The 21,532-nt window shown below is 60.6% G+C and carries 17 protein-coding genes and 1 pseudogene; 16 read left to right on the top strand and 2 right to left on the bottom strand.

Annotated features, from left to right (window positions below; genetic code table 11):
* The first annotated feature begins 18 nt into the window (after positions 1 to 18).
* The 13 genes from CLU84_RS14145 (at position 19) to CLU84_RS14085 (ending at position 14,982) form a co-directional block, all read left to right on the top strand.
* Positions 19 to 777, top strand: a complete 759-nt coding sequence (locus tag CLU84_RS14145; RefSeq protein WP_099737707.1) for an enoyl-CoA hydratase family protein — start codon at positions 19 to 21, stop codon at positions 775 to 777.
* Positions 778 to 806: 29 nt separating this feature from the next.
* A complete protein-coding gene (locus tag CLU84_RS14140; RefSeq protein ID WP_099737706.1) occupies positions 807 to 1,961 on the top strand; it encodes an acyl-CoA dehydrogenase family protein in 1,155 nt (384 codons plus the stop codon).
* 17 nt (positions 1,962 to 1,978) lie between these two features.
* Positions 1,979 to 3,118: an acyl-CoA dehydrogenase family protein gene (locus CLU84_RS14135; protein WP_099737705.1), complete on the top strand. Its 1,140-nt coding sequence runs from the start codon at positions 1,979 to 1,981 to the stop codon at positions 3,116 to 3,118.
* Positions 3,115 to 4,269, top strand: a complete 1,155-nt coding sequence (locus CLU84_RS14130; RefSeq protein ID WP_099737704.1) for an acetyl-CoA C-acetyltransferase — start codon at positions 3,115 to 3,117, stop codon at positions 4,267 to 4,269. Before CLU84_RS14135 ends, CLU84_RS14130 begins: the two co-directional genes overlap by 4 nt.
* A gap of 111 nt (positions 4,270 to 4,380) precedes the next feature.
* Positions 4,381 to 5,952 carry an amidase gene (locus CLU84_RS14125; RefSeq protein WP_099738032.1) on the top strand — a complete coding sequence of 524 codons (1,572 nt, stop codon included), beginning with the start codon at positions 4,381 to 4,383 and terminating at the stop codon, positions 5,950 to 5,952.
* Positions 5,953 to 5,979: 27 nt separating this feature from the next.
* Positions 5,980 to 7,539, top strand: a complete 1,560-nt coding sequence (locus CLU84_RS14120) for an amidase (protein WP_099737703.1) — start codon at positions 5,980 to 5,982, stop codon at positions 7,537 to 7,539.
* A gap of 57 nt (positions 7,540 to 7,596) precedes the next feature.
* Positions 7,597 to 8,472 (top strand): SDR family oxidoreductase, encoded by an 876-nt coding sequence (locus CLU84_RS14115; RefSeq protein WP_099737702.1) that lies wholly within the window; start codon positions 7,597 to 7,599, stop codon positions 8,470 to 8,472.
* 79 nt (positions 8,473 to 8,551) lie between these two features.
* A complete protein-coding gene (locus tag CLU84_RS14110; protein WP_233210060.1) occupies positions 8,552 to 9,691 on the top strand; it encodes an acyl-CoA dehydrogenase family protein in 1,140 nt (379 codons plus the stop codon).
* Positions 9,688 to 10,866: an acyl-CoA dehydrogenase family protein gene (locus CLU84_RS14105; RefSeq protein WP_099737701.1), complete on the top strand. Its 1,179-nt coding sequence runs from the start codon at positions 9,688 to 9,690 to the stop codon at positions 10,864 to 10,866. Before CLU84_RS14110 ends, CLU84_RS14105 begins: the two co-directional genes overlap by 4 nt.
* Before the next feature lie 219 nt (positions 10,867 to 11,085).
* The gene (locus CLU84_RS14100) at positions 11,086 to 11,871 is read left to right on the top strand and encodes an SDR family oxidoreductase (protein WP_099737700.1); all 786 of its coding nucleotides are present in this window, start codon (positions 11,086 to 11,088) and stop codon (positions 11,869 to 11,871) included.
* Between the two features lie 3 nt (positions 11,872 to 11,874).
* Positions 11,875 to 12,360, top strand: a complete 486-nt coding sequence (locus tag CLU84_RS14095) for a MaoC family dehydratase (protein WP_099737699.1) — start codon at positions 11,875 to 11,877, stop codon at positions 12,358 to 12,360.
* A 135-nt stretch (positions 12,361 to 12,495) separates the two neighbouring features.
* Complete coding sequence (locus tag CLU84_RS14090) at positions 12,496 to 13,698, top strand: acetyl-CoA C-acyltransferase (protein WP_099737698.1); 1,203 nt, start codon at positions 12,496 to 12,498, stop codon at positions 13,696 to 13,698.
* A 36-nt stretch (positions 13,699 to 13,734) separates the two neighbouring features.
* The gene (locus CLU84_RS14085) at positions 13,735 to 14,982 is read left to right on the top strand and encodes a helix-turn-helix transcriptional regulator (protein ID WP_099737697.1); all 1,248 of its coding nucleotides are present in this window, start codon (positions 13,735 to 13,737) and stop codon (positions 14,980 to 14,982) included.
* An 80-nt stretch (positions 14,983 to 15,062) separates the two neighbouring features.
* Here CLU84_RS14085 and CLU84_RS14080 read toward each other — a convergent pair whose 3' ends face one another.
* Together CLU84_RS14080 and CLU84_RS14075 are read right to left on the bottom strand one after the other, a co-directional pair.
* Positions 15,063 to 15,401: a hypothetical protein gene (locus CLU84_RS14080; protein WP_144445466.1), complete on the bottom strand. Its 339-nt coding sequence runs from the start codon at positions 15,399 to 15,401 to the stop codon at positions 15,063 to 15,065.
* Between the two features lie 388 nt (positions 15,402 to 15,789).
* Complete coding sequence (locus CLU84_RS14075; RefSeq protein WP_099738030.1) at positions 15,790 to 16,923, bottom strand: CaiB/BaiF CoA-transferase family protein; 1,134 nt, start codon at positions 16,921 to 16,923, stop codon at positions 15,790 to 15,792.
* Positions 16,924 to 17,091: 168 nt separating this feature from the next.
* On the opposite strand from CLU84_RS14075, the gene CLU84_RS14070 reads away from it, so the two are divergent.
* From CLU84_RS14070 to CLU84_RS14060, 3 genes and pseudogenes are all read left to right on the top strand, one after another.
* On the top strand, positions 17,092 to 17,835 hold the full coding sequence (locus CLU84_RS14070) for an SDR family NAD(P)-dependent oxidoreductase (RefSeq protein ID WP_099737695.1): 744 nt from the start codon (positions 17,092 to 17,094) through the stop codon (positions 17,833 to 17,835).
* 302 nt (positions 17,836 to 18,137) lie between these two features.
* Positions 18,138 to 19,342 (top strand): annotated as a pseudogene (locus CLU84_RS14065) (acetyl-CoA C-acetyltransferase).
* Between the two features lie 17 nt (positions 19,343 to 19,359).
* Complete coding sequence (locus tag CLU84_RS14060) at positions 19,360 to 21,522, top strand: 3-hydroxyacyl-CoA dehydrogenase NAD-binding domain-containing protein (protein ID WP_099737694.1); 2,163 nt, start codon at positions 19,360 to 19,362, stop codon at positions 21,520 to 21,522.
* Positions 21,523 to 21,532 lie beyond the last annotated feature (10 nt).

The raw sequence follows: 21,532 nt of genomic DNA, 5'->3' as shown, positions 1-21,532 counted from the left end.
CCAACGAGAAGACTGAATATGTCCACTCAACAATTTCACTCCAATATTCACGACAACGGCGTGGCAGAGCTGGTGATTGACCGCGCTCCTGTCAATGCCCTGAATTCCGCAGGCTGGTATGGCCTGGCCCAAGAAATCCAGTCGCTGGGCGAACGCCCTGATGTGCGCGTGATCGTGATCCGTGCAGAAAACCGTGGCTTCTGCGCCGGTGTGGATATCAAAGAGCTGGCCACCAATGACAAGCTCATCATCGATGTAAACGCAGGCAACTACGCCACATTCAAGGCCGTTCACCTGAACAAGGTGCCGGTGATTGCTGCCGTGCACGGCTTTGTGCTGGGTGGCGGCATCGGCATATGCGGCGCATCCGACATCGTGATCGCGGCTGAAGACGCGACCTTCGGCCTGCCCGAAGTGGACCGTGGTGCCATGGGCGGCGCAGCGCATCTGCAGCGGATGTTTGGTGTGCAAAAGACCCGCTACCTGTTCTTTACAGGCGAGATGATCGGAGCGCAGGAAGCCTTCCGCTTGGGCGCTGTCGAGCGAGTGGTGCCCCGTGAGCAACTGCGTGATACCGCCATGGAAATAGCCAACAAGATTGCCGCCAAGAGCCCTGCCATGATCCGCATCGCCAAGGAAGCGCTGACCGGCATCGAAGACGGCAATCTGGAAGACAAATACCGCTGGGAGCAGGGCTTCACTCTGCAGGCCTATATGAGCCCCGATTCCGCCGAGACGCGTAGCGCCTTCGTGGAAAAGCGCGACGCCAAATTCTGATTCGCCAAGCGCAACGAGGAGACAACAAGATGGATTTGACCTATACCCCTGCGCAAAAGGCTTTCCGCACCAAGGTGCGCGCCTGGCTCAAGGACAACGTACCCAAAGAGCGCCTCAAGAGCTACGACACGCGCGAAGGCTTTGAGCAACACCGCGCGTGGGAAGCCCTGCTGGCTGGCGCCGGTTACAGCGCCGTCATGTGGCCCAAGGATCTGGGTGGCAGCGGCTGCGACCTGACCGAATGGCTGATCTTTGAAGAAGAATACTGGGCCGCCGATGCACCCGCACGCGTGAACCAGAACGGTATTTTGCTGCTGGGCTCCACCATCATGGAGTTTGGTACGCCTGAGCAAAAAGCCCGCTTCCTGCCCCGCATGGCCCGTTGCGACGACATGTGGGCGCAAGGCTGGTCTGAGCCCAATGCTGGCTCTGACATGGCGGCCATCAGCAGCCGTGCTACGCGCCAGGGTGACAAGTTCATCCTGAACGGCCAGAAAATCTGGTCCACTCGCGCCATCTTTGCAGACTGGGTTTTTGGCCTGTTCCGCAGCGACCCCACCTCCAGCCGTCACCACGGACTGAGCTACATCCTGGTGCCGCTGAATACGCCTGGCATCACCGTGCGCCCCATCCGCGCCATCAATGGCCGCGAGCATTTCGCCGAAATCTTCTTCGACGATGTAGAAGTCTCTGCTGAGAACCTGATTGGTGCCGAAGGCAAGGGCTGGCATGTGGCCATGGCGACTGCTGGCTTTGAACGCGGTCTGCTGTTGCGCTCTCCCGCACGCTATCAGCGCAGCGCCCAGAAGCTGGTGGACCTGTACCTGCGCAACCAGGTCGATGCTGACCGCGATCATTCCATCCGCGACGCCGTGCTGCGCGCATGGCAGGGTGCCGAGGCCTACACACTGTCTTCGTACCACACCGTGGGCCGCCTCAACAAGGGCGCGCAGATCGGTGCGGAAGCGAGTACCAACAAGATTGTCTGGTCCGAACTGGACATTCTGATCAACGAAACCGCCATGCGCATTCTGGGTCAGCGTGCAGAGCTGATTGATGACGAAGAAGCCAATGACTGGCTCGAAGGTTTCCTGTTTGCGCAAGCGGGCCCCATCTACGCGGGTAGCAACGAGATTCAGCGCAACATCATTGCCCAGCGCATGCTGGGCCTGCCCAAATCCTGATCGGCTGGGAGAACACCATGGACTTCACCTTTACCGAAGATCAAATCGCATTCCGTAACTCGGTCAGCCGCTTTCTGATGACGGAAGCCGCGCCCGAGCTGCTGCGCGACATCTGGGAAACCGAGAGCGGTCGCTCGCCCGAGCTGTGGGCCAAGATTGCGGAGCAGGGCCTGATGGGCCTGTCCGTGCCAGAAGCCGATGACGGTATGGGCATGGCCGATATTGACTGGGCCTTGCTGCTGCAGGAAGTGGGCTACTACGCACTGCCTGATGCGCTGACCGACACCGCCTATGTGGCGGTGGGCATGCTGTCTGCTTTGCCGCAAGGCCATGCTGCCCGCGCCTATCTGCCCAAGATCGCCAGCGGCAGCTGCCGCGTGGCCGTGGGTCACCCCAACAATGCGACCGTGGCCGATGCGGAGCACGCTGATGTATTGCTGCTGGCCCAGGCCACGGCAACCGGGCTGGAGCTGCACCTGCTGACTCCTGCCCTGTGCGAAATCAAGGCACTCAAGAGCATTGACTCCTCGCGTCGCCTCTCCAAGGTGAGCTGGACCGCTTCTGATGCGACCCGTGTGCTTGATGGTGCTCAGGGCCAGAAGGTCTGGGATGCTGCTGGTGAGCGTGGCGCTCTGGCGGCCGCAGCCCAGATGGTGGGTCTGGCCCAGCGCATGCTGGACCTGTCTGTGGACTATGTCGCTCAGCGCAAGCAGTTCGACAAGGTGATCGGCAGCTTCCAGGCGGTGCAGCACCATCTGGCAGATATCGTCACCAAGATCGAATTTGCCAAGCCTGTTCTGTACCGCGCCTTCTATGCGCTGCAGCACAACGAGCCTGATCTGGCCGTGCGCATCTCCCACGCCAAGCTGCAGTGCAGCGAAGCGAGCTGGTTTGCCTCGCGCAACAGCCTGCAGGTGCATGGCGCCATGGGCTACACCTGGGAAGTCGATCTGCAGATGTTCATGAAGCGCGCATGGGTGCTTGATGCTGCATGGGGCGACAAGGGCTATCACTCGGCCCGCCTGACCCAAGGCCTGCTGCGCAGTCCCAATGCCCCTGTGGGTCCTGGTGCTACGTTTGATCGAGAAAGCGCTTCTCGCGGCGACTGCTCTGCGCAAGCTGCTATCAAAAACATTGTGGAAGAGGTGGCTGCATGAGCGCCCAGGCCTATATCGTTGACGCACTGCGCTCTCCCACTGGCAAGCGCAAGGGCTCTCTTGCTGCCGTGCATGGTGCCGACCTCGGTGCTCATGTCATCAAGGCGCTGGTGGAGCGCAATGACATCCCCGCAGCAGATTACGACGACGTGATCTTTGGCTGCGTGGACACCATCGGCGCTCTGGCCGGTGACATAGCACGCACCTCCTGGCTGGCCGCAGGCATGCCCCTGAACGTGCCCGGCACCACGATTGACCGCCAGTGCGGTTCGTCCCAGCAGGCCATTCACTTTGCGGCGCAAGCGGTGATGAGCGGCACGCAGGATGTGGTGCTGGCCGGTGGCGTGCAGACCATGAGCGCCATCCCGATCTCCTCGGCCATGCTGGCCGGTCAGCCTCTGGGCTTCACCACGCCGTTTGCGGAGAGCAAGGGCTGGCAGGCCCGCTTTGGCAACGCTCCCGTCAACCAGTTCTACGCAGCGCAGCGCATTGCCGATCACTGGGGCGCAAGCCGCTCAGACATGGAAGTGTTTGCCAAGGAAAGCCATGACCGTGCACTGAAGGCGATTGCCGAAGGCCGCTTTGACCGTGAAATCGTGCCCTTTGGCGACTTCAAGATGGACGAAACCGCCCGTCTGAGCACGCTGGAAAAGATGGCCACGCTGGAGCCGGTGGATCCCACCTATCCCTCCATCACCGCAGCGGTTTCCAGCTCCACCTGCGATGCAGCTGCTGCCGTTCTGGTGGTGTCGGAAGCAGCGCTCAAGCGCTACAACCTCAAGCCCCGCGCCCGGATTCACCACATCAGCGTGCGTGCCGATGACCCCATCTGGCACCTGACGGCTCCGATTCCTGCCACTGAGTACGCACTCAAGAAGGCTGGCATGAAGATGTCCGACATTGACCTGGTCGAGATCAATGAAGCCTTCGCTTCCGTGGTCATGGCCTGGCTCAAGGAAACCGGCTACGACCATGCCAGGACCAATGTCAACGGCGGTGCGATTGCTCTGGGTCACCCGCTGGGTGCATCGGGCGCCAAGCTGATGACCACGCTGCTGCACGAGCTGGAGCGCACCGGCGGCCGCTACGGCCTGCAGACCATGTGCGAAGGCGGTGGTCAGGCCAATGTGACCATCATTGAACGACTCTGACGATAGACATGCGGGCACCTGTGGGTGCCTGCATTGCGTGGAGTTGAAGTCAACGGCCAAGAGTTAGCGGTTAAGCAAGTCATCCAAAAAAATATCAACGGAGACAAAGACATGCAAGACAGAGCGGCAGATACAGATCGCAGAAAATTTCTCATGGGTGCCGCAGCGACAGCCGCTGCGGTGAGCTTGCCAGCGGCGCAAGCCAGCGCCAAGACCGTGGCGCAGGCCAGCGCGCCGGTCGATGCCATCACCATGGCAGCGCAAATTCGCAAGGGCGACGTAACGCCTCTGGAGGCGCTTGACGCCACCATTGCCCGCGTGGAAGCCTTGCCCCGGCTCAATGCCGTGGTTATCAAAGATTACGAGCAAGCCCGCGAGCACGCCAAGAAAATCTCGGCCATGGGCCGCGATGCGCGAAAGCAGGCGACGGGGTCAGCGCCGCTGTGGGGGCTGCCTTTTGTGCTCAAGGATCTGGGCGTGAGCATGACGGGCACTGTGACCACCAATGGCTGCGCCTTCTTTAAAGATGCCGTCGCCAAGCAGGACTCCACCCTGGTCACGCGCTACAAGGCGGCCGGTCTCAACATTTTTGGCAAGACGGCTTCGCCTGAGTTCGGCATGACGGCCACCACAGAGTCCAAGCTCTATGGCGCTACGCTCAACCCTTGGAACACCAAGCACACCACAGGCGGCTCATCTGGCGGCACGGCAGCCGCGATTGCCGCGGGCATTCTGCCCGTGGGCCATGCCACCGATGGCGGTGGCTCCATCCGTATCCCGGCTGCGCATTGCGGCCTGTTCGGCCTCAAGCCCAGCCGTGGTCGTGTGCCTGCAGGGCCCAATTCGCTGGATGGCGCAACCGGTCTTTCGGTCAACCACGTCATCAGCCGCAGCGTGCGCGACACCGCTTTGCTGCTGGACCTGACTGCCGGCCCTGAGTTCGGCTCGCGTGTGCGTCCACCTTCGGATGCGCCGCGCGGCTACCTCGAAGCGATGCAAAAGCCCGAACGCAAGCTGCGCATTGCCATCTGGCGCAAGAATTATTTCGGTATACCCGTGCATGCCGATTGCCTGGCTGCTGTCGACAAGGCTGCCAAGGCCTGCGAGGCCATGGGCCACATCCTCGAAGAGGCCATGCCCGATCTGCCCGTGGCAGAGATCTTTGCCGGCATGGGGCCGGGCATGTCCGCAGGCCTGCTCAGCAGCATTGAATACCGTGAAAAGCAGCTGGGCCGAGCTGTGCGCGAAGACGAGATGGAGCCCTTGAACTGGGCCGCACTGCAAGCTGCTAAAAAAGCCACAGCGCTGGAGCTGTACCGTGGCCGTGCGGGTTTTGACAAGGCGGGGCAGCTGATTGATGCCTTCCTGTCCAAATACGACCTGATTCTGACGCCCACCACCGCAGTGCCCGCTCAGTTGCTGGGCGCACTGCGGCTCGATCAGCCATACCAGAGCTATGCCGCAGAGGCCATGAACGCCTCGGCCTTTACTTCGCTGTTCAACATCAGCGGCCACCCGGCCATGTCGGTGCCGCTGCACTGGACGGCGGACAACATTCCTGTCGGCTCTCACTTTGTTGCGCCTTTTGGGGGAGAAGGGCGCTTGCTGCGTCTGGCTGCCCAGCTGGAGCAGGCCTTGCCGTGGGCACATCGCATGCCTGATCTGTCTGCACTCAAGGCTTGAGTGTTTAACGAAAAGAGGAGCGAGAACATGGAATCAGTGAATCAGGGCATGGACAGGCGCAGCCTTATTCAAGGGGCTGCTGCTGTGATGGGGGCAGCGGCGGTTCCGGCAATGGCCAAGGAGAAAAAGGAGTCACAGATGCTTGATGGATACGCATGGGCTGAGCAGATTCGCCGTGGTGATCTCACGCCGCTGGAGGCCTTGGATGCTGCCATTGCACGCACAGAGGCTTTGCCCAAGCTCAACGCCGTAGTCATCAAAGACTATGAATTGGCCCGAGGCCTTGCCAAGCAGATGTCGGCCCTCGGCGCTGCAGATCGCGCCGCAGCGACAGCCAAGGCGCCCATGTGGGGCGTGCCCTTTCTGGTCAAGGATCTGAACCAGTACATGAAGGGCACGGTCACCACCAATGGTTGCCGCTTTTTCAAGGGCGCGGTGGCGGAGTACGACAGCACTCTGGTGGCACGCTACAAGGCGGCTGGCCTGAATATCTTTGGCAAGACGGCATCGCCAGAGTTTGGTCAGACGCCTACGACCGAGTCCTTGCTTTACGGCAAGTCGCCAAACCCCTGGAATGCGGCCCACACAACGGGCGGCTCGTCCGGGGGCGCGGCTTCGGTGGTGGCCGCCGGCATTGTGCCCGTGGCCCACGCCAGTGACGGCGGCGGCTCTATCCGCATTCCTGCTTCGCACTGCGGTCTGTTCGGCCTCAAGCCCAGCCGTGGCCGCCTGCCAACCGGGCCTGCGAACATGGAGGGCTGGATGGGCCTGTCCATGAACCATGTCATCAGCCGCTCGGTGCGCGACAGCGCACATCTGCTGGACCTGACGCAGGGGCGTGAGCCTGGCTCGCGCACCGTGCCGCCGCGTGATGTCGATGGCACCTATCTCGAAGCCTTGAATCAGGGGGCTCGCAAACTCAAGATTGCGGTCTGGCCCAAGAACTACTTTGGCATTCCTGTGCATGCCGATTGCCAGGCCGCCGTGGACAAGGCCATCAAGGCCTGTCTGGCACTGGGGCACGAAATTGTCGAAGACATGCCAGAGCTGCCCGTGGCCGATGTGTTCTCCGGTCTGGGCATTGTGACCTCGGTGGGCATGATGGCCAGCATTCGCGCCCGCGAAAAGCAGCTGGGTCGAGCCGTGCGCCAGGATGAGGTCGAACAGATGGATTGGCTGTATCTGGAAAAAGCCAAGACCTATACCGCAGAGCAGATGCTGATGGCGCGCACCAATTTCGATACTGCGGGCCAGATTCTGGATCGTTTCTTCCTCAAGTACGACCTCGTTTTGACGCCTGTGATGGCCGTGCCGCCGCCGCTGCTGGGCGTGCTGACGCTGGACCAGCCCTATGACTCGTTCGCACGCGAAGCGGTGAAGGCCTCGCCCTATACCGCTTTGTTCAATATGACCGGCCAGCCAGCCATGTCCGTGCCCATGCACTGGACGAAGGACAACCTGCCGGTGGGTGCGCACTTCGCGGCCCCATTCGGTCGCGAAGGCCGTCTGTTTGGCCTGGCCGCGCAGCTGGAGCAAACCGTTCCATGGGCAGATCGCACACCGGATCTGTCTGTCTTCAAAGCGTAATTCAAGAAAGCAGATGGGTTCTGAGACCGTCTGCACAGCAAGCAAAAGGGGAAAGAAATGGGTATTTGCAACCAGAGAACCGTCGTCATTACTGGTGCAGGCGGTGGCCTGGGCCGCGCTTATGCGCTGGCCTTCGCGCAAGAGGGTGCAAATGTGGTGATTAACGACATTCGCGCTGAAGCCGCTCAGGCGGTGGCCGATGAAGTCAAGGCCGCAGGTGGTCAGGCCATTGCCAACACTGGTGACATCACCACCGTGGCTGGCGTGCAGTCGATTCTGGATGCCACGCTGGCAGCCTTTGGCGATGTGAACGTGATCGTCAACAACGCCGGTGTGCTGCGCGACCGCATGTTCCTGAGCCTGTCAGAAGAAGACTGGGACATGGTCATGCGCGTGCATCTGCGTGGACACTTCTGCATGGCCAAGGTGTTCGGCGGCTACTGGCGCGACCAGAAGAAGGCGGGCAAGGATGTGGACGCTCGCATCATCAACACCAGCTCAGGTGCGGGTCTCCAGGGCTCCATCGGTCAGAGCAACTACGCGGCTGCCAAGGCTGGTATTGCGGGCCTGACGCTGGTGCAGGCAGCCGAGCTGGCCCGCTACGGCATCACGGTCAACTGCCTGGCACCTGCAGCGCGTACCTCTATGACCGAAGGCGCCATGCCCGACATGGTCAAGAAGCCCGAGTCTGGTTTTGATGTGTGGGACCCCATGAACGTGGCTTCCATCGTGGTGTGGCTGGGCAGCAGCCAGTCCAGGCATGTGACGGGCCGTTGCTTTGAATCCAAGGGCGGCGAGCTGTCCGTGGCCGATGGCTGGTTCACCGGCACCATCAACGACAAGCAAGGCCGCTGGGAGCCCGCCGAGCTGACGGCCGTGGTGGATCAGCTCATTACACAAGGCAAGGCCCCGCAAAAGGTCTATGGCACCTGATTGCAGCAGCGGCAAGAGCGCAGCCGGGACTCGCTGCCCGGCTCTGGTTATTCAATAAAAACGCAGGACGCGAGCCATCATGGATTTAAGTCTGAACGAAGAACAAAAAATGATTGCCGAAAGCGCGGCGGTGTTTTTGCAGGAAAAAAGCACCACGGCGCAAGTGCGCAAAGTCTCAGAAACAGAAGGTGGCCTGGACCGCGCTCTGTGGCAGGAAGTGGTGGACATGGGTTGGTGCAGCGTGGCTCTGCCCGAAGCCGCAGGCGGCATGGGCCTTGGCTGGCGCGAGCTGGTGCTGCTGCAAGAGCAGATGGGTTACCACCTGGCCTGCGTGCCGTTTTTTGATGCTGTCATTGCCGTCACCCCGCTGTGGAAGGCGCTGAGCATGAGCGAAAAAGGCTTGCCCGTGGTGGAGCGACTGGCTGCATCGGGCCAGATCTGCGTGCTGGGCATGACGGTGCGCGGCGAGCTGCCTGCTGCTGCGACGGTGACGGTTGACGGCGATACGCTGGTGCTGAACGGCCAGTGGAATCAAGTGGGCTCGGGCTCGCACGCCGATGTGTTTTTGCTGCCCGCCACGCTGCCCTGCGGGTCGCTGGGCTTGCTGGAGGTATCCGCCAAGGCGCAAGGCCTGAGTGTGCAGGCGCTGACGACGGTGGACGCCACACGCAGCAGCGCCAATGTGGCTGCCGTGAATGTGAGCCTGACCGGCGCTGCCGTGCTGGTGCATGGCGACGCGCTCAAAAAACTGTGGGCTCAGACCCGCAATCTGGCGGCGATTGGCTTGGCCGCTGAGCAGGTTGGCGTGGCCGACCGTGCGCTGAATCTGGCTGTGAATTACACCAAAGAGCGCCAGCAGTTTGGAAAAGCCGTGGGCAGCTTCCAAGGCGTCAAGCACCGTGCAGCGCAGATGCTGGTGAAGGTGGAGACGGCCAGATCAGCCGTTTACGCTGCAGCTTTCATAGCTGATACCGCAGGTGATGCAAGCGATCTGACCTATTTTGCAGCACAAGCCCGCACAGATGCTGCGGAAGCCGCTCTCTTTTCTACGCGTGAAAGCATACAGCTGCATGGCGGCGTGGGCTTCACCTGGGAGTTTGATCCCCATTTGTTCTTCCGCCGCGCGCAGGCTGCCAGCCAGCGTCTAGGGACTGTGGAGCAGTGGCGCGAGCAAGTGGCTGCGCGTTTGTTGGACGAGAGCGTGACGGAGGCAGCATGAACATGCAGGAATCAGAAATCAATGAAGCCTTTCGCGCTGAAGTGCGTGAATGGATGGCCCAGCACTTGACGGGCAAGTTCGCGCCCCTCAAGCATGCCAGCGGTCTGGGGGCTGAGGGCTATGACGCCCAGCTCGCCAAAGAGTGGGAGCGGGAACTGGCCAAGGGCGGCTGGACGGGTCTGGGCTGGGACACGCAATATGGCGGTCGCAATGCACCGCTGTCGCAGCAAGTCATCTTCCATGAGGAATATGTGCGCAGCGGCGGCCCCGGCCGTATAGGCCACATTGGCGAGACGCTGCTGGCCCCTACGCTGATGGCGTTTGGCTCGGCAGAACAGAAGGCCCGTTTTCTGCCCGGCATTCTGGCGGGCACCGACTACTGGGCGCAGGGCTACTCCGAACCCGGCGCGGGCTCTGACCTGGCGGCTATCCGCACCAAAGCCAACCGTGACCCGGCGACGGGCGAGTGGGTGATTCACGGCCAAAAGGTCTGGACATCGTGGGCGCATGAGTCCGAATGGGTCTTTGTGCTGGCCCGCACCGAAGAAGCCAGCGTGCCCGTGGCCAGTGCCCGCCATGCCGGCATGGTGCTGCTGCTGGTGCCCATCAAGCAGGCGGGCGTAGAAGTACGCCCGATTCGCCAGATCACAGGGACTTCTGAATTCAATGAAGTCTTCTTCGACGGAGCCCGCACCGATGGTGCTTTGCATCTGGGCCCCGTGGGCGACGGCTGGAAGGTTGCCATGTACTTGCTGGGCTGTGAGCGCGGTGCATCCACGCTGGGCCAGCAGGCGCATTTCCGCTATGAGCTGGATCTGATCATTGATCTGGCCAAGCGCAATGGCACGGCTCGCGATCCGCTGATTCGTCAGCGCATTGCCAAGGCAGATATGGGCTTGCAGACACTGCGCGCGCACGCGCTGCGCTCCAGCCGCGAAGACACGCCTTTCCGCGTGGCCTCGGTTTCCAAGTACGCGTGGTCCAACTGGCACCGCGATCTGGGTGAGCTGGCAATGGATGTGCTGGGCGAGCAGGGCGAACTGGAGCTCAAGGATCCTGCTCTTGCTGCGTTGCAGCAGCTGTGGCTGGTCAGCCGCGCGGACACGATCTACGCCGGCACCAATGAGATTCAGCTGAACCTGATGGCTGAGCGCGCTTTAGGCATGCCGCGCTGATTTTTGTGGGCCGCGCTGCCGCCTTTTGGCGTAGGTAGATACGCTGATGGGTGTCATTGAGAATGCGGAAAAACCTAGGGTTAGCCAGAGGGTTTTTTCCGCTTTTCCGCCTTTCAAGTGTCCATAGGACGACATTAGGGAATGACCTATCGTCCAAAGTGACGATGTTGCAGCGCAGCGCGAGCCTGAAGATGAACTTAACTTCCCCTTAGATGACTCATGAATAGCGCTCCTTCTTACGTTGCTCCCCACGACTTGCTCAAGGGCAAGACTGTGCTCGTTACCGCTGCTGCTGGCGCTGGTATTGGTTTCTCCGCTGCAAAACGTGCAGCAGAAGAAGGCTGCAAAGCCTTGGTGATTTCCGATGTGCACGAGCGCCGCCTGGCTGAGGCGGTGGAGCAGATCAAGAAAGATACGGGTTTGACCCAGGTCTTCGGAAAGCTCTGCGACGTGAGCAAGGAAGAGCAGGTGCAGGCACTGATCTCCGAAGCCGATAGCACCATGGGCGGCATCGATGTACTGATCAACAACGCCGGCATGGGCACCAGCTGCAAAGTCGTTGACATGAGCGACGAGGAGTGGGCCAAGGTCATCGATATCACGCTGACCGGCACCTTCCGCATGACCCGCGCTGCGCTCAAGGTCATGCAGCCACGTGGCAAGGGCGTGATCGTGAACAACGCTTCGGTGCTGGGCTGGCGCGCTCAGACCGAGCAGGCGCATTACGCAGCGGCCAAGGCCGGTGTGATGGCTTTCACGCGCTGCTCGGCGCTGGAAGCGGCCGAGTTCGGTATCCGCATCAATGCGGTGGCACCTTCCATTGCCATCCACGCTTTCCTCAAGAAGTCGGCGTCTGAAGAGCTGCTGGCCAAACTGTCTGAAAAAGAAGCATTTGGCCGCGGTGCTGAGCCTTGGGAAGTGGCAAACGTCATGATTTTCCTGGCCAGCGACTACTCTTCGTACATGACGGGTGAAGTGGTGTCCGTCAGCTCGCAAAGGGCTTGAGCGATGAGCGCTGTTGCTGAAAAAGTAGTGTTTGGCTCTGCTGCTGCGGTGCTGGCTTCGGTCGGCCGCCAGCTGGGCGAAACCGAGTGGATGCAGATCAATCAGGAACGCATCAACCAGTTTGCCGATGCCACGGGCGATCACCAGTGGATTCATGTGGACCCCGAACAGGCCAGGAACGGCCCGTTTGGTGCCTGCGTGGCTCACGGCTATCTGACGCTGTCGCTGGCCAATCTGTTTTTGCCCCAGCTCGTGGTCTATGAAGACCTGAAGATGGGCGTGAACTATGGCTGCGAGAAGGTGCGTTTTCCATCGCCCGTGTTGGTGAACTCGTGGGTTCGCGGCAGTGGCGAGGTGGTTGCTGCGACCCCGATTGGCACGGACGGCGTGCAAGTCACGATCCGTATCACGGTGCAGGTCAAGGGGCAGGACAAACCCGGATGCGTGGTCGAAACGATCAGCAGACTGTTTTTTATCCAGGAAAATTGAGTGAATGCAAACAGCTGTCCCGGCAGCGTTTGCATTTTTTATGAAGAGGGATGAGCTGCCGACAGAGTGGCCGACCTCGATCAGGGCTGCGCAAGCTGCCCAGGGCGCGACGAACAGTTAGTTAGGAGACAAGATATGAAAGACGCAGTCATCGTTTCGACGGCACGTACCCCCATTGGCAAGGCTTACCGCGGTGCATTCAATGACACCGAGGCTCCGGTGCTGGGCGGTCACGTCATTCGTGCGGCACTGAACAAGGTGGGTGTGGCTGGTGAGGATGTAGGCGATGTCATTCTGGGCATCGCGGCCCAGCAAGGCACACAGGGCTACAACCTGGGCCGCCTGTGCGGCTACACCGCGGGTCTGCCAGAGTCCGTGGGCGGCATGGTGATCGACCGCATGTGCGCATCGGGCCTGATGAGTATTGCCACGGCCTCCAAGAGCATCATGACCGGCGAGCTGGACATTGCCGTCGCCGGTGGCCTGGAGTCCATCTCTCTGGTGCAGAACAAGTACAAGAATTCGTATCGCGCCCAGTCCAAGGCCGTGCTGGCTGCAGAGCCCACTGCCTACATCCAGATGATCGAGACTGCCGAGCTGGTCAGCCAGCGTTATGGCATCAGTCGCGAAGCCCAGGACGAATACTCGCTGCGCAGCCAGCAGCGCGTGGCTGCTGCTCAGGCCAAGGGCCTGTTCGACGACGAAATCGTGCCTTTGACCACCGTCAAGCAGCTGTTTGACAAAGAAGGCAACGTCACTGGCACCGAAGAAGTGACGCTGACCCGCGACGAAGGCAACCGCGCTGAAACCACGCTGGAAAGCCTGGCCAAGCTCAAGCCCGTCTGGAAGAACGGTAAGTGGGTGCCAGAAGGCCAGTTCATCACGGCCGGAAATGCCTCGCAACTGTCTGACGGTGCCAGTGCCTGCGTGGTGATGAGTGCTGACGAAGCCCGCGCCCGTGGTCTGGCACCTCTGGGTACCTATCGCGGCGTGGCGGTGGCAGGCTGCCGTACGGATGAGATGGGTATCGGCCCTGTGTACGCTATCCCCAAGCTGCTCAAACAGCACGGCCTGACCGTGGGGGATATTGGTCTGTGGGAAATTAACGAAGCCTTCGCCTGTCAGGTAATCTACAGCCGCGATCAGCTGGGTATTCCAGATGACCGCTTGAACGTCAACGGCGGCGCGATCTCTATCGGTCACCCCTTCGGCATGTCGGGCGCGCGCCTGGTAGGCCACGCCCTGCTGGAAGGTCGCCGCCGCGGTGTCCGTTTTGTGGTGGTGAGCATGTGTATTGGCGGCGGCATGGGTGCTGCTGGCTTGTTTGAGCTGAACTGAACTGCCTGAAACCAGTCTTCAATTGAGGAGATGAGAATGATGGACAGCGCTTTCGCAAAGATGGGTTTCTCCACCTACACACCAAGCTCCATTGCCTGTGTGATTAAAGATGTGCCTATATTCGACACCCCTGTACCTGTACGGGTGGCTGCCGACGCTCCGTTCGTGACGGCCGAGCAATTCAGTGCGCTCATCAGCCAGCTGTATGAGGCCGCCATGGACCCAGAGGGCTGGAAGACTTTTCTGGAAACCTTGCGCTTGCAACTGGGCGGCAACTACGCATCCTTGATCGTGCGTCCCGGCTCTGCCGATGATGTGGGTTTGATCGTCTCGGTTGCCGGCGATCGTCGCGATCTGATGCCGAACTGCCCCAAGATCAGCATGAGCCCGTTTCGCAGCATGCCGACCGACCGCATCGTGACGCTGGGCGATGTGATGCCAGAGTCCGAGTGGCGCGCTTCGAGCTATTACAACGACTGGTGCAAGCAGATGCAGGTCTTCCATGTAATGGCTGCCGACATTGTCACCAAGGACAGCTGCGTCTACGGTCTGCGTGTCACCAGGCCCGAAGGTGCTCCTGCTTTCACCAAGCAGGAGCGTGCCTTTGGCACCATGATGCTGCCGCACATCAAGCGCGCGCTGAACCTGCATCTGTCCGTGAATCAGGACCGTCAGGTCATCTCCCTCTACAGCAAGGCCACGGCCCAGCTGATGGTGGGTGTGGTCATCCTCGATCAGAACGGCAATGTGCTGGAATGCAACCCGGCAGCGGCCGGCATTCTGGACATGCAGGACGGGCTGAAGATCACCGGCGGCGTGCTGGAAGCCAACTATGCCAACGACAACCGCAAGCTGCAGCGCCTCATCAAAGACGCGCTGATGCATACCCAGGTCTCGCGTCTGTCGATGACCGAAGGCATGTCGGTGAGCCGTCAGTCCGGTCAGCTCAACTGGGGTGTGGTGGTGCAAAGCATCTCCCCTGACGAGTGGACCGAAGGCAAGCAACGCCCTAGCGTTGCGGTCTTTGTGCGCGATACCGGTGGAAAGGCCGACCCACCCGTCAAGCTGGCCCAGCAGCTGTTCCAGCTGACACCGGCCGAGACTTCGCTAGCGATTCAACTGGCCAATGGTTTGTCGCTGGAAGAAGCGGCAGAAGCACTGAACATTCGCCGCAACACGGCTCGTGCTCATCTGCGCTCCATCTTCTCCAAGACGGGCGTGCGCCGCCAGACAGAACTGGTGCGTATCTTCCTCAACAGCGTTGCCTGGCTGGGGAATAAATAAAAACGGTTGATGGAGCGACTATGAAAAAACGGGCTTCGGCCCGTTTTTTTGTGGCTGTATGAGGGCGGATCGGTGTGCCTTCAAGCCAGACTCATGGACTGCCTTGCCGGAGATTCAAGCGCCGGACTGTTCTTGTGTTGCGGCCTGTTCAGTCTTCCGGGCTGTCGGTAAGAGTCTGTAGCACTGCAGGCTTCAAGCGCTTCGCCCAGCAACTCCAGCTGCCTGGGCCCGCTGACGTGAATGGCTGGGTGGCCATCAGGCTCATCAATGAAAAAATTGACACGAAGATAGTCGTGCTTGGAGGCCACATCGGCATAGAGCCCCAGCTCCGCCGCATACTTTTGCAGATCCTCCGCCCATTGCTTGAGCTGCAGCAGATCAGGCTTTGGCCGTTTTCCCTGGCGGCCCTGGATCAGCATTTCGCGCAAAGACGCCGGCAAACCCGGCAGCCGATTCAGTACAACGCTTCCACATATCTGTTTGACCTTGCCTCTGTTGCTGATCTTGCGTCCCATCACATCCTCTGAACTATGTCGACCGTGACTGAGCTGCCGAGAATACCCTTGCTTGAGGACCTGGTCGTTGATGAGCGTGACCGTAAGTGTCAGCAATCATGTTTTCCATTGAAATGCTTGCAGCCTGTTGCAAGTTGGGCTGCATATCGAGAAACTCTGAACCATCAACTGCTTAAAAACATAGCTGCCAGTGCTTGTTAAGCATAGATTTCAGTAGAAAAAATATCTGAATTCCATTGAAATAAAGCGCAAGCAGCTTTTGTTTTGATAGCGACTATCTTACTCCGCAGTCTCAGGCGCAGGCCTTGGTCTCCCGCAGCGTAGCAATCTCGACGGCGGCATAGCCCACGGATTCCAGCACGGCATCGGTGTCCTGTCCTATCTTGGTGCCTGGCACAGGCTGGCGTGCCGGGGTGCGCGAAAAGCGCGGGGCAGGGGCGGGCTGGCGGTGGGTGGTGCCATCCACGGGTAAGTCTATGAATAAATTGCGCCCGACGTTATGTGCGTGGTTGGGAGCATCTGCCAGGCTCAGCACCGGGGCAAAGCAGACGTCGCTGCCTTCGAGTTCTGCGCACCACTGAGACTGTGTCTTGCCACGCACGATGTCTGCGACGCGCGCCTTGAGGGCTGGCCAGTCGCTGGTCTTGTACTGGCGCTTGGGATCTACATCGGTGAGGCCCAGTTTCTGCAGCAGCAGGGCATAGAACTGCGGCTCGATGGCACCTATTGTGATGTGCTTGCCGTCGGCGCATTCAAACACCTCGTAGAAGGGCGAGGTGTTGAGAAAGTGGTTGTGCGCGGGCTCATCCTGCCAGTAGCCCATGCCGCTGCGCATCTGGTGAATCAGGCCGCTCATGGCGGTGACTCCGTCGATCATGGCGGCATCCACCACCTGGCCCTTGCCGGACTGCTTGGCCTCGTGCATGGCGCACATGATGCCGAATAGCAAAAACATGGCCCCACCCGCCATATCGCCGACGATGGTGGGTGGCAGCACAGGCACCTGACCGGGGCGCATGGAGGTCGCCATCACGCCAGTCAGCGCCACATAGTTGATGTCATGCCCTGCGGCTTGCGCCAGCGGCCCGGTCTGGCCCCAGCCGGTGACACGGCCAAAGACTAGGCGCGGTGCGCGCTTGGCCACTTCCTCGGGGCCAAAGCCCAGGCGCTCCATCACGCCTGGCCTGAAACCTTCAATCAGCGCATCCGCAGATTCAAGCAGCTTCCATGCCGCTTCTCGCCCGGCTTCGGACTTGAGGTCCAGCGCGATGGACTTCTTGCCTCGGTTCTGTGCCATGCGCGGGTAGTGGGAGGCCGCCGCGTGATCGGCGCTGCGCTCAATCAGGACGACCTCGGCTCCCATGTCGGCCAGCATCATTCCCGCAAATGGGGCAGGGCCAATGCCTGCGAATTCAATGACCCGCATGCCTGTCAGAGGGCCTTGAGGTTTTTCGGTGTTCATTTAGTCTCCTTTTGAGGTGTGAGCATTTGATCTTGCTGTGCGCTCTGCTTTTGACCCCGTCCATTTGAAGTATGTCCAGCTGTGCCGGGGTCTGAACACTGTGAGCTTTACAACAAAGTGGAGACGAAAAACATGTTCAGGCTGGATGGAAAAGTGGCGCTGGTCAGCGGTGCCGGTCGCGGTATGGGTTTCGGTATTGCACAGGCGCTGGTCACACAGGGCGCACATGTGGTGGTCAACGACTTTCATCAGGACCGCGCAGAGAATGCCGCCGCGCAGCTGCGTGAAGCAGGTTTCCAGGCTTCGGCCCAGGCGGCTGACCTGACGGATCGCGCTGCGATTTTTGCCATGGTCGAGCGCATCAAAGTCGAGGTCGGCGTGGTCGATATCTTTGTGCACAATGCCGGCATTCCGGCGCAGGGCTGGGGCTACACACCGTTTCTGCAGTCGCCTGAGTCGGAGTGGAATGCCTGGCTGTCGCTCAATCTCCACGGCCTGATGCATGCCTGCCAGGCGCTGCTGCCGGCCATGCAGGACAAGGGTTGGGGCCGCATTGTGGCCATCAACTCCGACGCGGCCCGCACGGCGACCGGTATGGGTTTATGCGCTTATGGCGCCGCCAAGGCGGCGGCCATTGGCTTTATCCGCAATCTGTCGGGCGAAGTCGGTCCGCACGGCGTGACGGCCAATGCGCTGTCGCTGGGCACCATGAACAACTGGGAAGGCTCCGAGAAGATTGCAAAGAAAGGGACTTCCGTAGGTCGTGCCGGGTCGCCCCAGGATGTGGGCGCTGCGGTGACCTATCTGGCATCGACCGAGGCGGAATGGGTCAACGGCCAAGTGCTGCCTGTGAACGGCGGTGGTCTGGTGGCCTGAGCATCGGAGCTGCTCCATCAGCAGCCTTGCGGGTCTTGCGACCTGCAAGGTTTTTTTGTGTCTGAAGATGCTGAAAAAAGTCACGCAGGCGACAAATTCAGGGCTGATATTGCGGTGAGCAGCTGCTTCGCGTGCAGCTTGGGCGGGTTTTTGGGCTTGATGGCCGCTGACCATGCATCTGAGCCGTTTTGGGGCCGTTTTTCTTATAGTCTGCCCCTAGTCTGAATCAAGTAGGTTTGGCCGGAATGCGTATGGCAATCTGAATAAGGATTCGACAACAACTTGGTGATGTGAGGTAGTCAATGGAGGCTTTGATCTTTGACCATGTCCGTACCCCCGGGGCAAGGGCAAACCGGATGGTGCGCTGCATGAGGTGACGCCGGTCTGGCTGGCGGCCCAGGCGCTGCAGGCACTGCGCGAGCGCAACCAGCTCGACACCAGCGTGGTGGACGACGTGGTCATGGGCTGCGTGGTGCCCGTGGGCGAGCAGGGCGGTAACGTGGGCCGCATGGCCGTGCTACAGGCCGACTATGCGCAAAGCGTGGCGGGAGTTCAGCTCAATCGCTACTGCGGCTCAGGTCTGGAGGCGGTGAGCTTTGCCGCTGCCAAGGTCATGGCCGGGCAAGCCGATATGACGATTGGTGCAGGTGTGGAGATGATGTCCCGCGTCCCCATGGGCTCCGACGGCGGTGCCTGGGCGCAAGACCCGCAACTGGCCAACAAAACTTATTTCGTCATGCAGGGCATCTCTGCCGATCTGCTGGCATCGTTGCGCGGCCACAGCCGCCGTGATCTGGATGCGTACTCTACCGAAAGCCACCGCCGTGCGGCCAAGGCCTGGGCAGAAGGGCGTTTTGACAAATCTGTCGTGCCCGTCAAGGATTTCCTTGGCATGACTCTGCTGGAGAAGGACGAAACCATTCGCCCCGAAACGACAGTGGAATCGCTGGGCGCACTCAAGCCCGCATTCACCGAAATGGGTCAGAAATACGGCTATGACAGCGTGGCGCTGCAGCGCTATCCGCAGGTCGAGCAGATTCAGCACCACCATCACGCGGGTAACAGCTCGGGCATTGTCGATGGCGCGGCGGCGGTGCTGATCGGCACGGCGGAGGCCGGTGCCAAGCAGGGAATGAAGCCCCGCGCCCGCATTCGCGGCTTTGCCAGCATTGGATCGGAGCCCACGTTGATGCTGGACGGCCCCAGCTATGCCGCCCGCAAAGCGCTGGAGCGTGCACGCATGCAGCCCTCGGACATTGATCTGTGGGAGCTCAACGAAGCCTTTGCCACCGTGGTGCTGACCATGATGGAAGAGCTGAACATCCCCCATGACCGCATGAACGTCAACGGCGGCGCGATTGCCATGGGCCATCCGCTGGGAGCCACGGGTGCCATGATTTTAGGGACGGTGCTTGACGAGCTGGAACGCACGGGCAAGCGCACGGCGCTGATCAGCCTGTGCGTGGCCGCGGGCATGGGCTCGGCCATGATCATCGAACGCGTGTGAGAGAGGGAAGAGTCATCATGACAACAGACATCATTCGCTACGCGGTGGACGCCGACGGCATCGCCACGCTGACGCTGGATTACCCCGGCAAGACCATGAACGTGATCGACCAGGCTTTCATGGACAGCCTGGACGCCTGCATTGAACGCATGAAGGCCGATGCCACGGTGCGTGGCGGCATCATCACTTCGGGCAAGGACAGTTTTGTGGCCGGTGCCGACCTGATGGGCATGGAAGCCAATATCGATGCCATGGCCGATATGCCCATTGAGGAGCTGTTTGAATCCTGCGCCTCGCTGTCCAAGCTGCTGCGCAAGCTCGAAACTCTGGGCAAGCCGCTGGTAGCCGCCATCAATGGCATGGCGCTGGGCGGTGGCTATGAAATTTGTCTGGCCTGTCATCACCGCATTGCTGCAGATGCACCGACCGTGATGGTGGGCCTGCCCGAAGCGCAGGTAGGTCTGCTGCCCGGTGCGGGCGGTACGCAGCGCCTGCCGCGCATGATCGGCATTCTGGCGGCCCTGCCTTTCTTGATGGAGGGCAAGCAGCTGCAGGCCGTCAAGGCCAAGGAAGCTGGTTTGGTCGATGACGTGGTTGCGCCTGAGCAATTGCTGGTTGCGGCACGCCAGTGGCTGCTGGCGCATGACTCGGCCACTCAGCCTTGGGATGTCAAAGGCTTTCGCATTCCCGGCGGCGGCCCGCTGGATCCGCGCGTGGCCCCGGCCTTTGTGGTGGGCAACACCCTGCTGCAGGCCAAGACCTTTCACAACATGCCTGCGCCGCTTTGTATTCAGAGCTGTATCTACGAAGGCTGCCAGCTGCCCATTGACAAAGGCCTGCGCATCGAGAGCAAGTACATGGCCACGCTGTCGCGCAGCCCTGTGGCACGCGGCATGATTCGCACGCTGTTCGTCAACAAGACCAAGGCCGAAAAAGGCATGCACCGCCCGGCAGGTTTTGAGCCTTTTACATGCCGCAAGCTGGGCATGATTGGTGCGGGCATGATGGGCGCTGGCATTGCGCTGGTGGCGGCGCAACGCGGCATCCATGTGGTGCTGATCGACCGCGAACAGACTGCAGCCGAGAAGGGCAAGCAGTACGCTGAAAAGGCGCTGACCAAGCTGGTGGACAAGGGCCGCCAGACCCGTGAGAAGGCAGAAGCCATTCTGGCGCGCATCACACCCAGCACCGATTACGGGCTGCTGCGTGATGCCGACATGGTGGTCGAAGCCGTGTTTGAAGACCGAGCCATCAAGGCTGAAGTCACGAAAAAGCTGGATGCCGTTTTGCCGCCTACTTACGTGCTGGCCAGCAACACCTCGGCCCTGCCCATCAGCCTGCTGGCGCAGGCCAGCGAGCGTCCTGATCGCTTTATCGGTCTGCATTTCTTCTCGCCCGCGGACAAGATGCCACTGGTGGAAGTCATTCGCGGCAAGCAGACATCAGATGCCACTCTGGCCCAGGCGCTGGACTTTATTGCCCAGCTCAAGAAGACGCCCATCGTCGTCAACGACAAGCGTGGTTTCTTCACCAGTCGCTTCATCGGCGCGTTTGTGGACGATGCCATTGGCATGGTGGCCGAAGGCATTGCGCCTGCGCTGATCGAGAACTGCGCCAAGCATGCGGGCATGCCCGTGGGGCCGCTGGGAATTACCGATGAGCTGTCCATAGATCTTGCCAAGCACGCCGGTGAGTCTCAGGCCAAAGAATTCCCTGAGGACTACAAGCAAGGCTGCTCGGTGCCTGTGATCAACAAGCTGTTTGACCTGGGGCGTCTGGGTCGCAAGGTGGGCAAGGGCTTTTATGACTACGACGAAAGCGGTAGCAAGCGCATCTGGCCTGGTCTGGCCGAGCATTACCCGCTGAAAAGCCAGCAGCCTAGCGCCCATGACCTCAAGCAGCGCATTCTCTATGTGCAGGCCGTAGAGGGTGCACGCGCCATGGAAGAGGGCGTGCTGCTGGCCCCGGCCGATGGCGATATCGGCTCGATTCTGGGCGTGGGCTTCCCGGCCTATACCGGCGGCCCTTTCTGCTTTATCGATGGCGTAGGCCTGCCCCAGTTTGTGGCCGAAGCCGATCGACTGGCCGAGCAGTTTGGCGAGCAACTGCGACCGCCACAGCTGCTGCGTGATATGGCGGCCAAGGGTCAGACCTTCTACGGTAAGACCGCAAGAGCCTGATGCCGGCTAA

The organism is Comamonas sp. 26, from assembly GCF_002754475.1.
Taxonomy (GTDB): domain Bacteria; phylum Pseudomonadota; class Gammaproteobacteria; order Burkholderiales; family Burkholderiaceae_C; genus Comamonas.
The sequence above is the reverse complement of the archived record's forward strand: the minus strand, read 5'-3'. Positions and strand labels throughout refer to the sequence as shown.

Coding starts and splice junctions, on each gene's coding strand:
- CLU84_RS14080 (WP_144445466.1), bottom strand. CDS start 15,401: ATGCTGATCCAGGGCCGCCAGGGAAAACGGCCAAAGCCTGATCTGCTG.
- CLU84_RS14090 (WP_099737698.1), top strand. CDS start 12,496: ATGAAAGACGCAGTCATCGTTTCGACGGCACGTACCCCCATTGGCAAG.
- CLU84_RS14070 (WP_099737695.1), top strand. CDS start 17,092: ATGTTCAGGCTGGATGGAAAAGTGGCGCTGGTCAGCGGTGCCGGTCGC.
- CLU84_RS14060 (WP_099737694.1), top strand. CDS start 19,360: ATGACAACAGACATCATTCGCTACGCGGTGGACGCCGACGGCATCGCC.
- CLU84_RS14095 (WP_099737699.1), top strand. CDS start 11,875: ATGAGCGCTGTTGCTGAAAAAGTAGTGTTTGGCTCTGCTGCTGCGGTG.
- CLU84_RS14140 (WP_099737706.1), top strand. CDS start 807: ATGGATTTGACCTATACCCCTGCGCAAAAGGCTTTCCGCACCAAGGTG.
- CLU84_RS14125 (WP_099738032.1), top strand. CDS start 4,381: ATGCAAGACAGAGCGGCAGATACAGATCGCAGAAAATTTCTCATGGGT.
- CLU84_RS14105 (WP_099737701.1), top strand. CDS start 9,688: ATGAACATGCAGGAATCAGAAATCAATGAAGCCTTTCGCGCTGAAGTG.
- CLU84_RS14085 (WP_099737697.1), top strand. CDS start 13,735: ATGATGGACAGCGCTTTCGCAAAGATGGGTTTCTCCACCTACACACCA.
- CLU84_RS14130 (WP_099737704.1), top strand. CDS start 3,115: ATGAGCGCCCAGGCCTATATCGTTGACGCACTGCGCTCTCCCACTGGC.
- CLU84_RS14135 (WP_099737705.1), top strand. CDS start 1,979: ATGGACTTCACCTTTACCGAAGATCAAATCGCATTCCGTAACTCGGTC.
- CLU84_RS14100 (WP_099737700.1), top strand. CDS start 11,086: ATGAATAGCGCTCCTTCTTACGTTGCTCCCCACGACTTGCTCAAGGGC.
- CLU84_RS14120 (WP_099737703.1), top strand. CDS start 5,980: ATGGAATCAGTGAATCAGGGCATGGACAGGCGCAGCCTTATTCAAGGG.
- CLU84_RS14115 (WP_099737702.1), top strand. CDS start 7,597: ATGGGTATTTGCAACCAGAGAACCGTCGTCATTACTGGTGCAGGCGGT.
- CLU84_RS14075 (WP_099738030.1), bottom strand. CDS start 16,923: ATGCGGGTCATTGAATTCGCAGGCATTGGCCCTGCCCCATTTGCGGGA.
- CLU84_RS14145 (WP_099737707.1), top strand. CDS start 19: ATGTCCACTCAACAATTTCACTCCAATATTCACGACAACGGCGTGGCA.
- CLU84_RS14110 (WP_233210060.1), top strand. CDS start 8,552: ATGGATTTAAGTCTGAACGAAGAACAAAAAATGATTGCCGAAAGCGCG.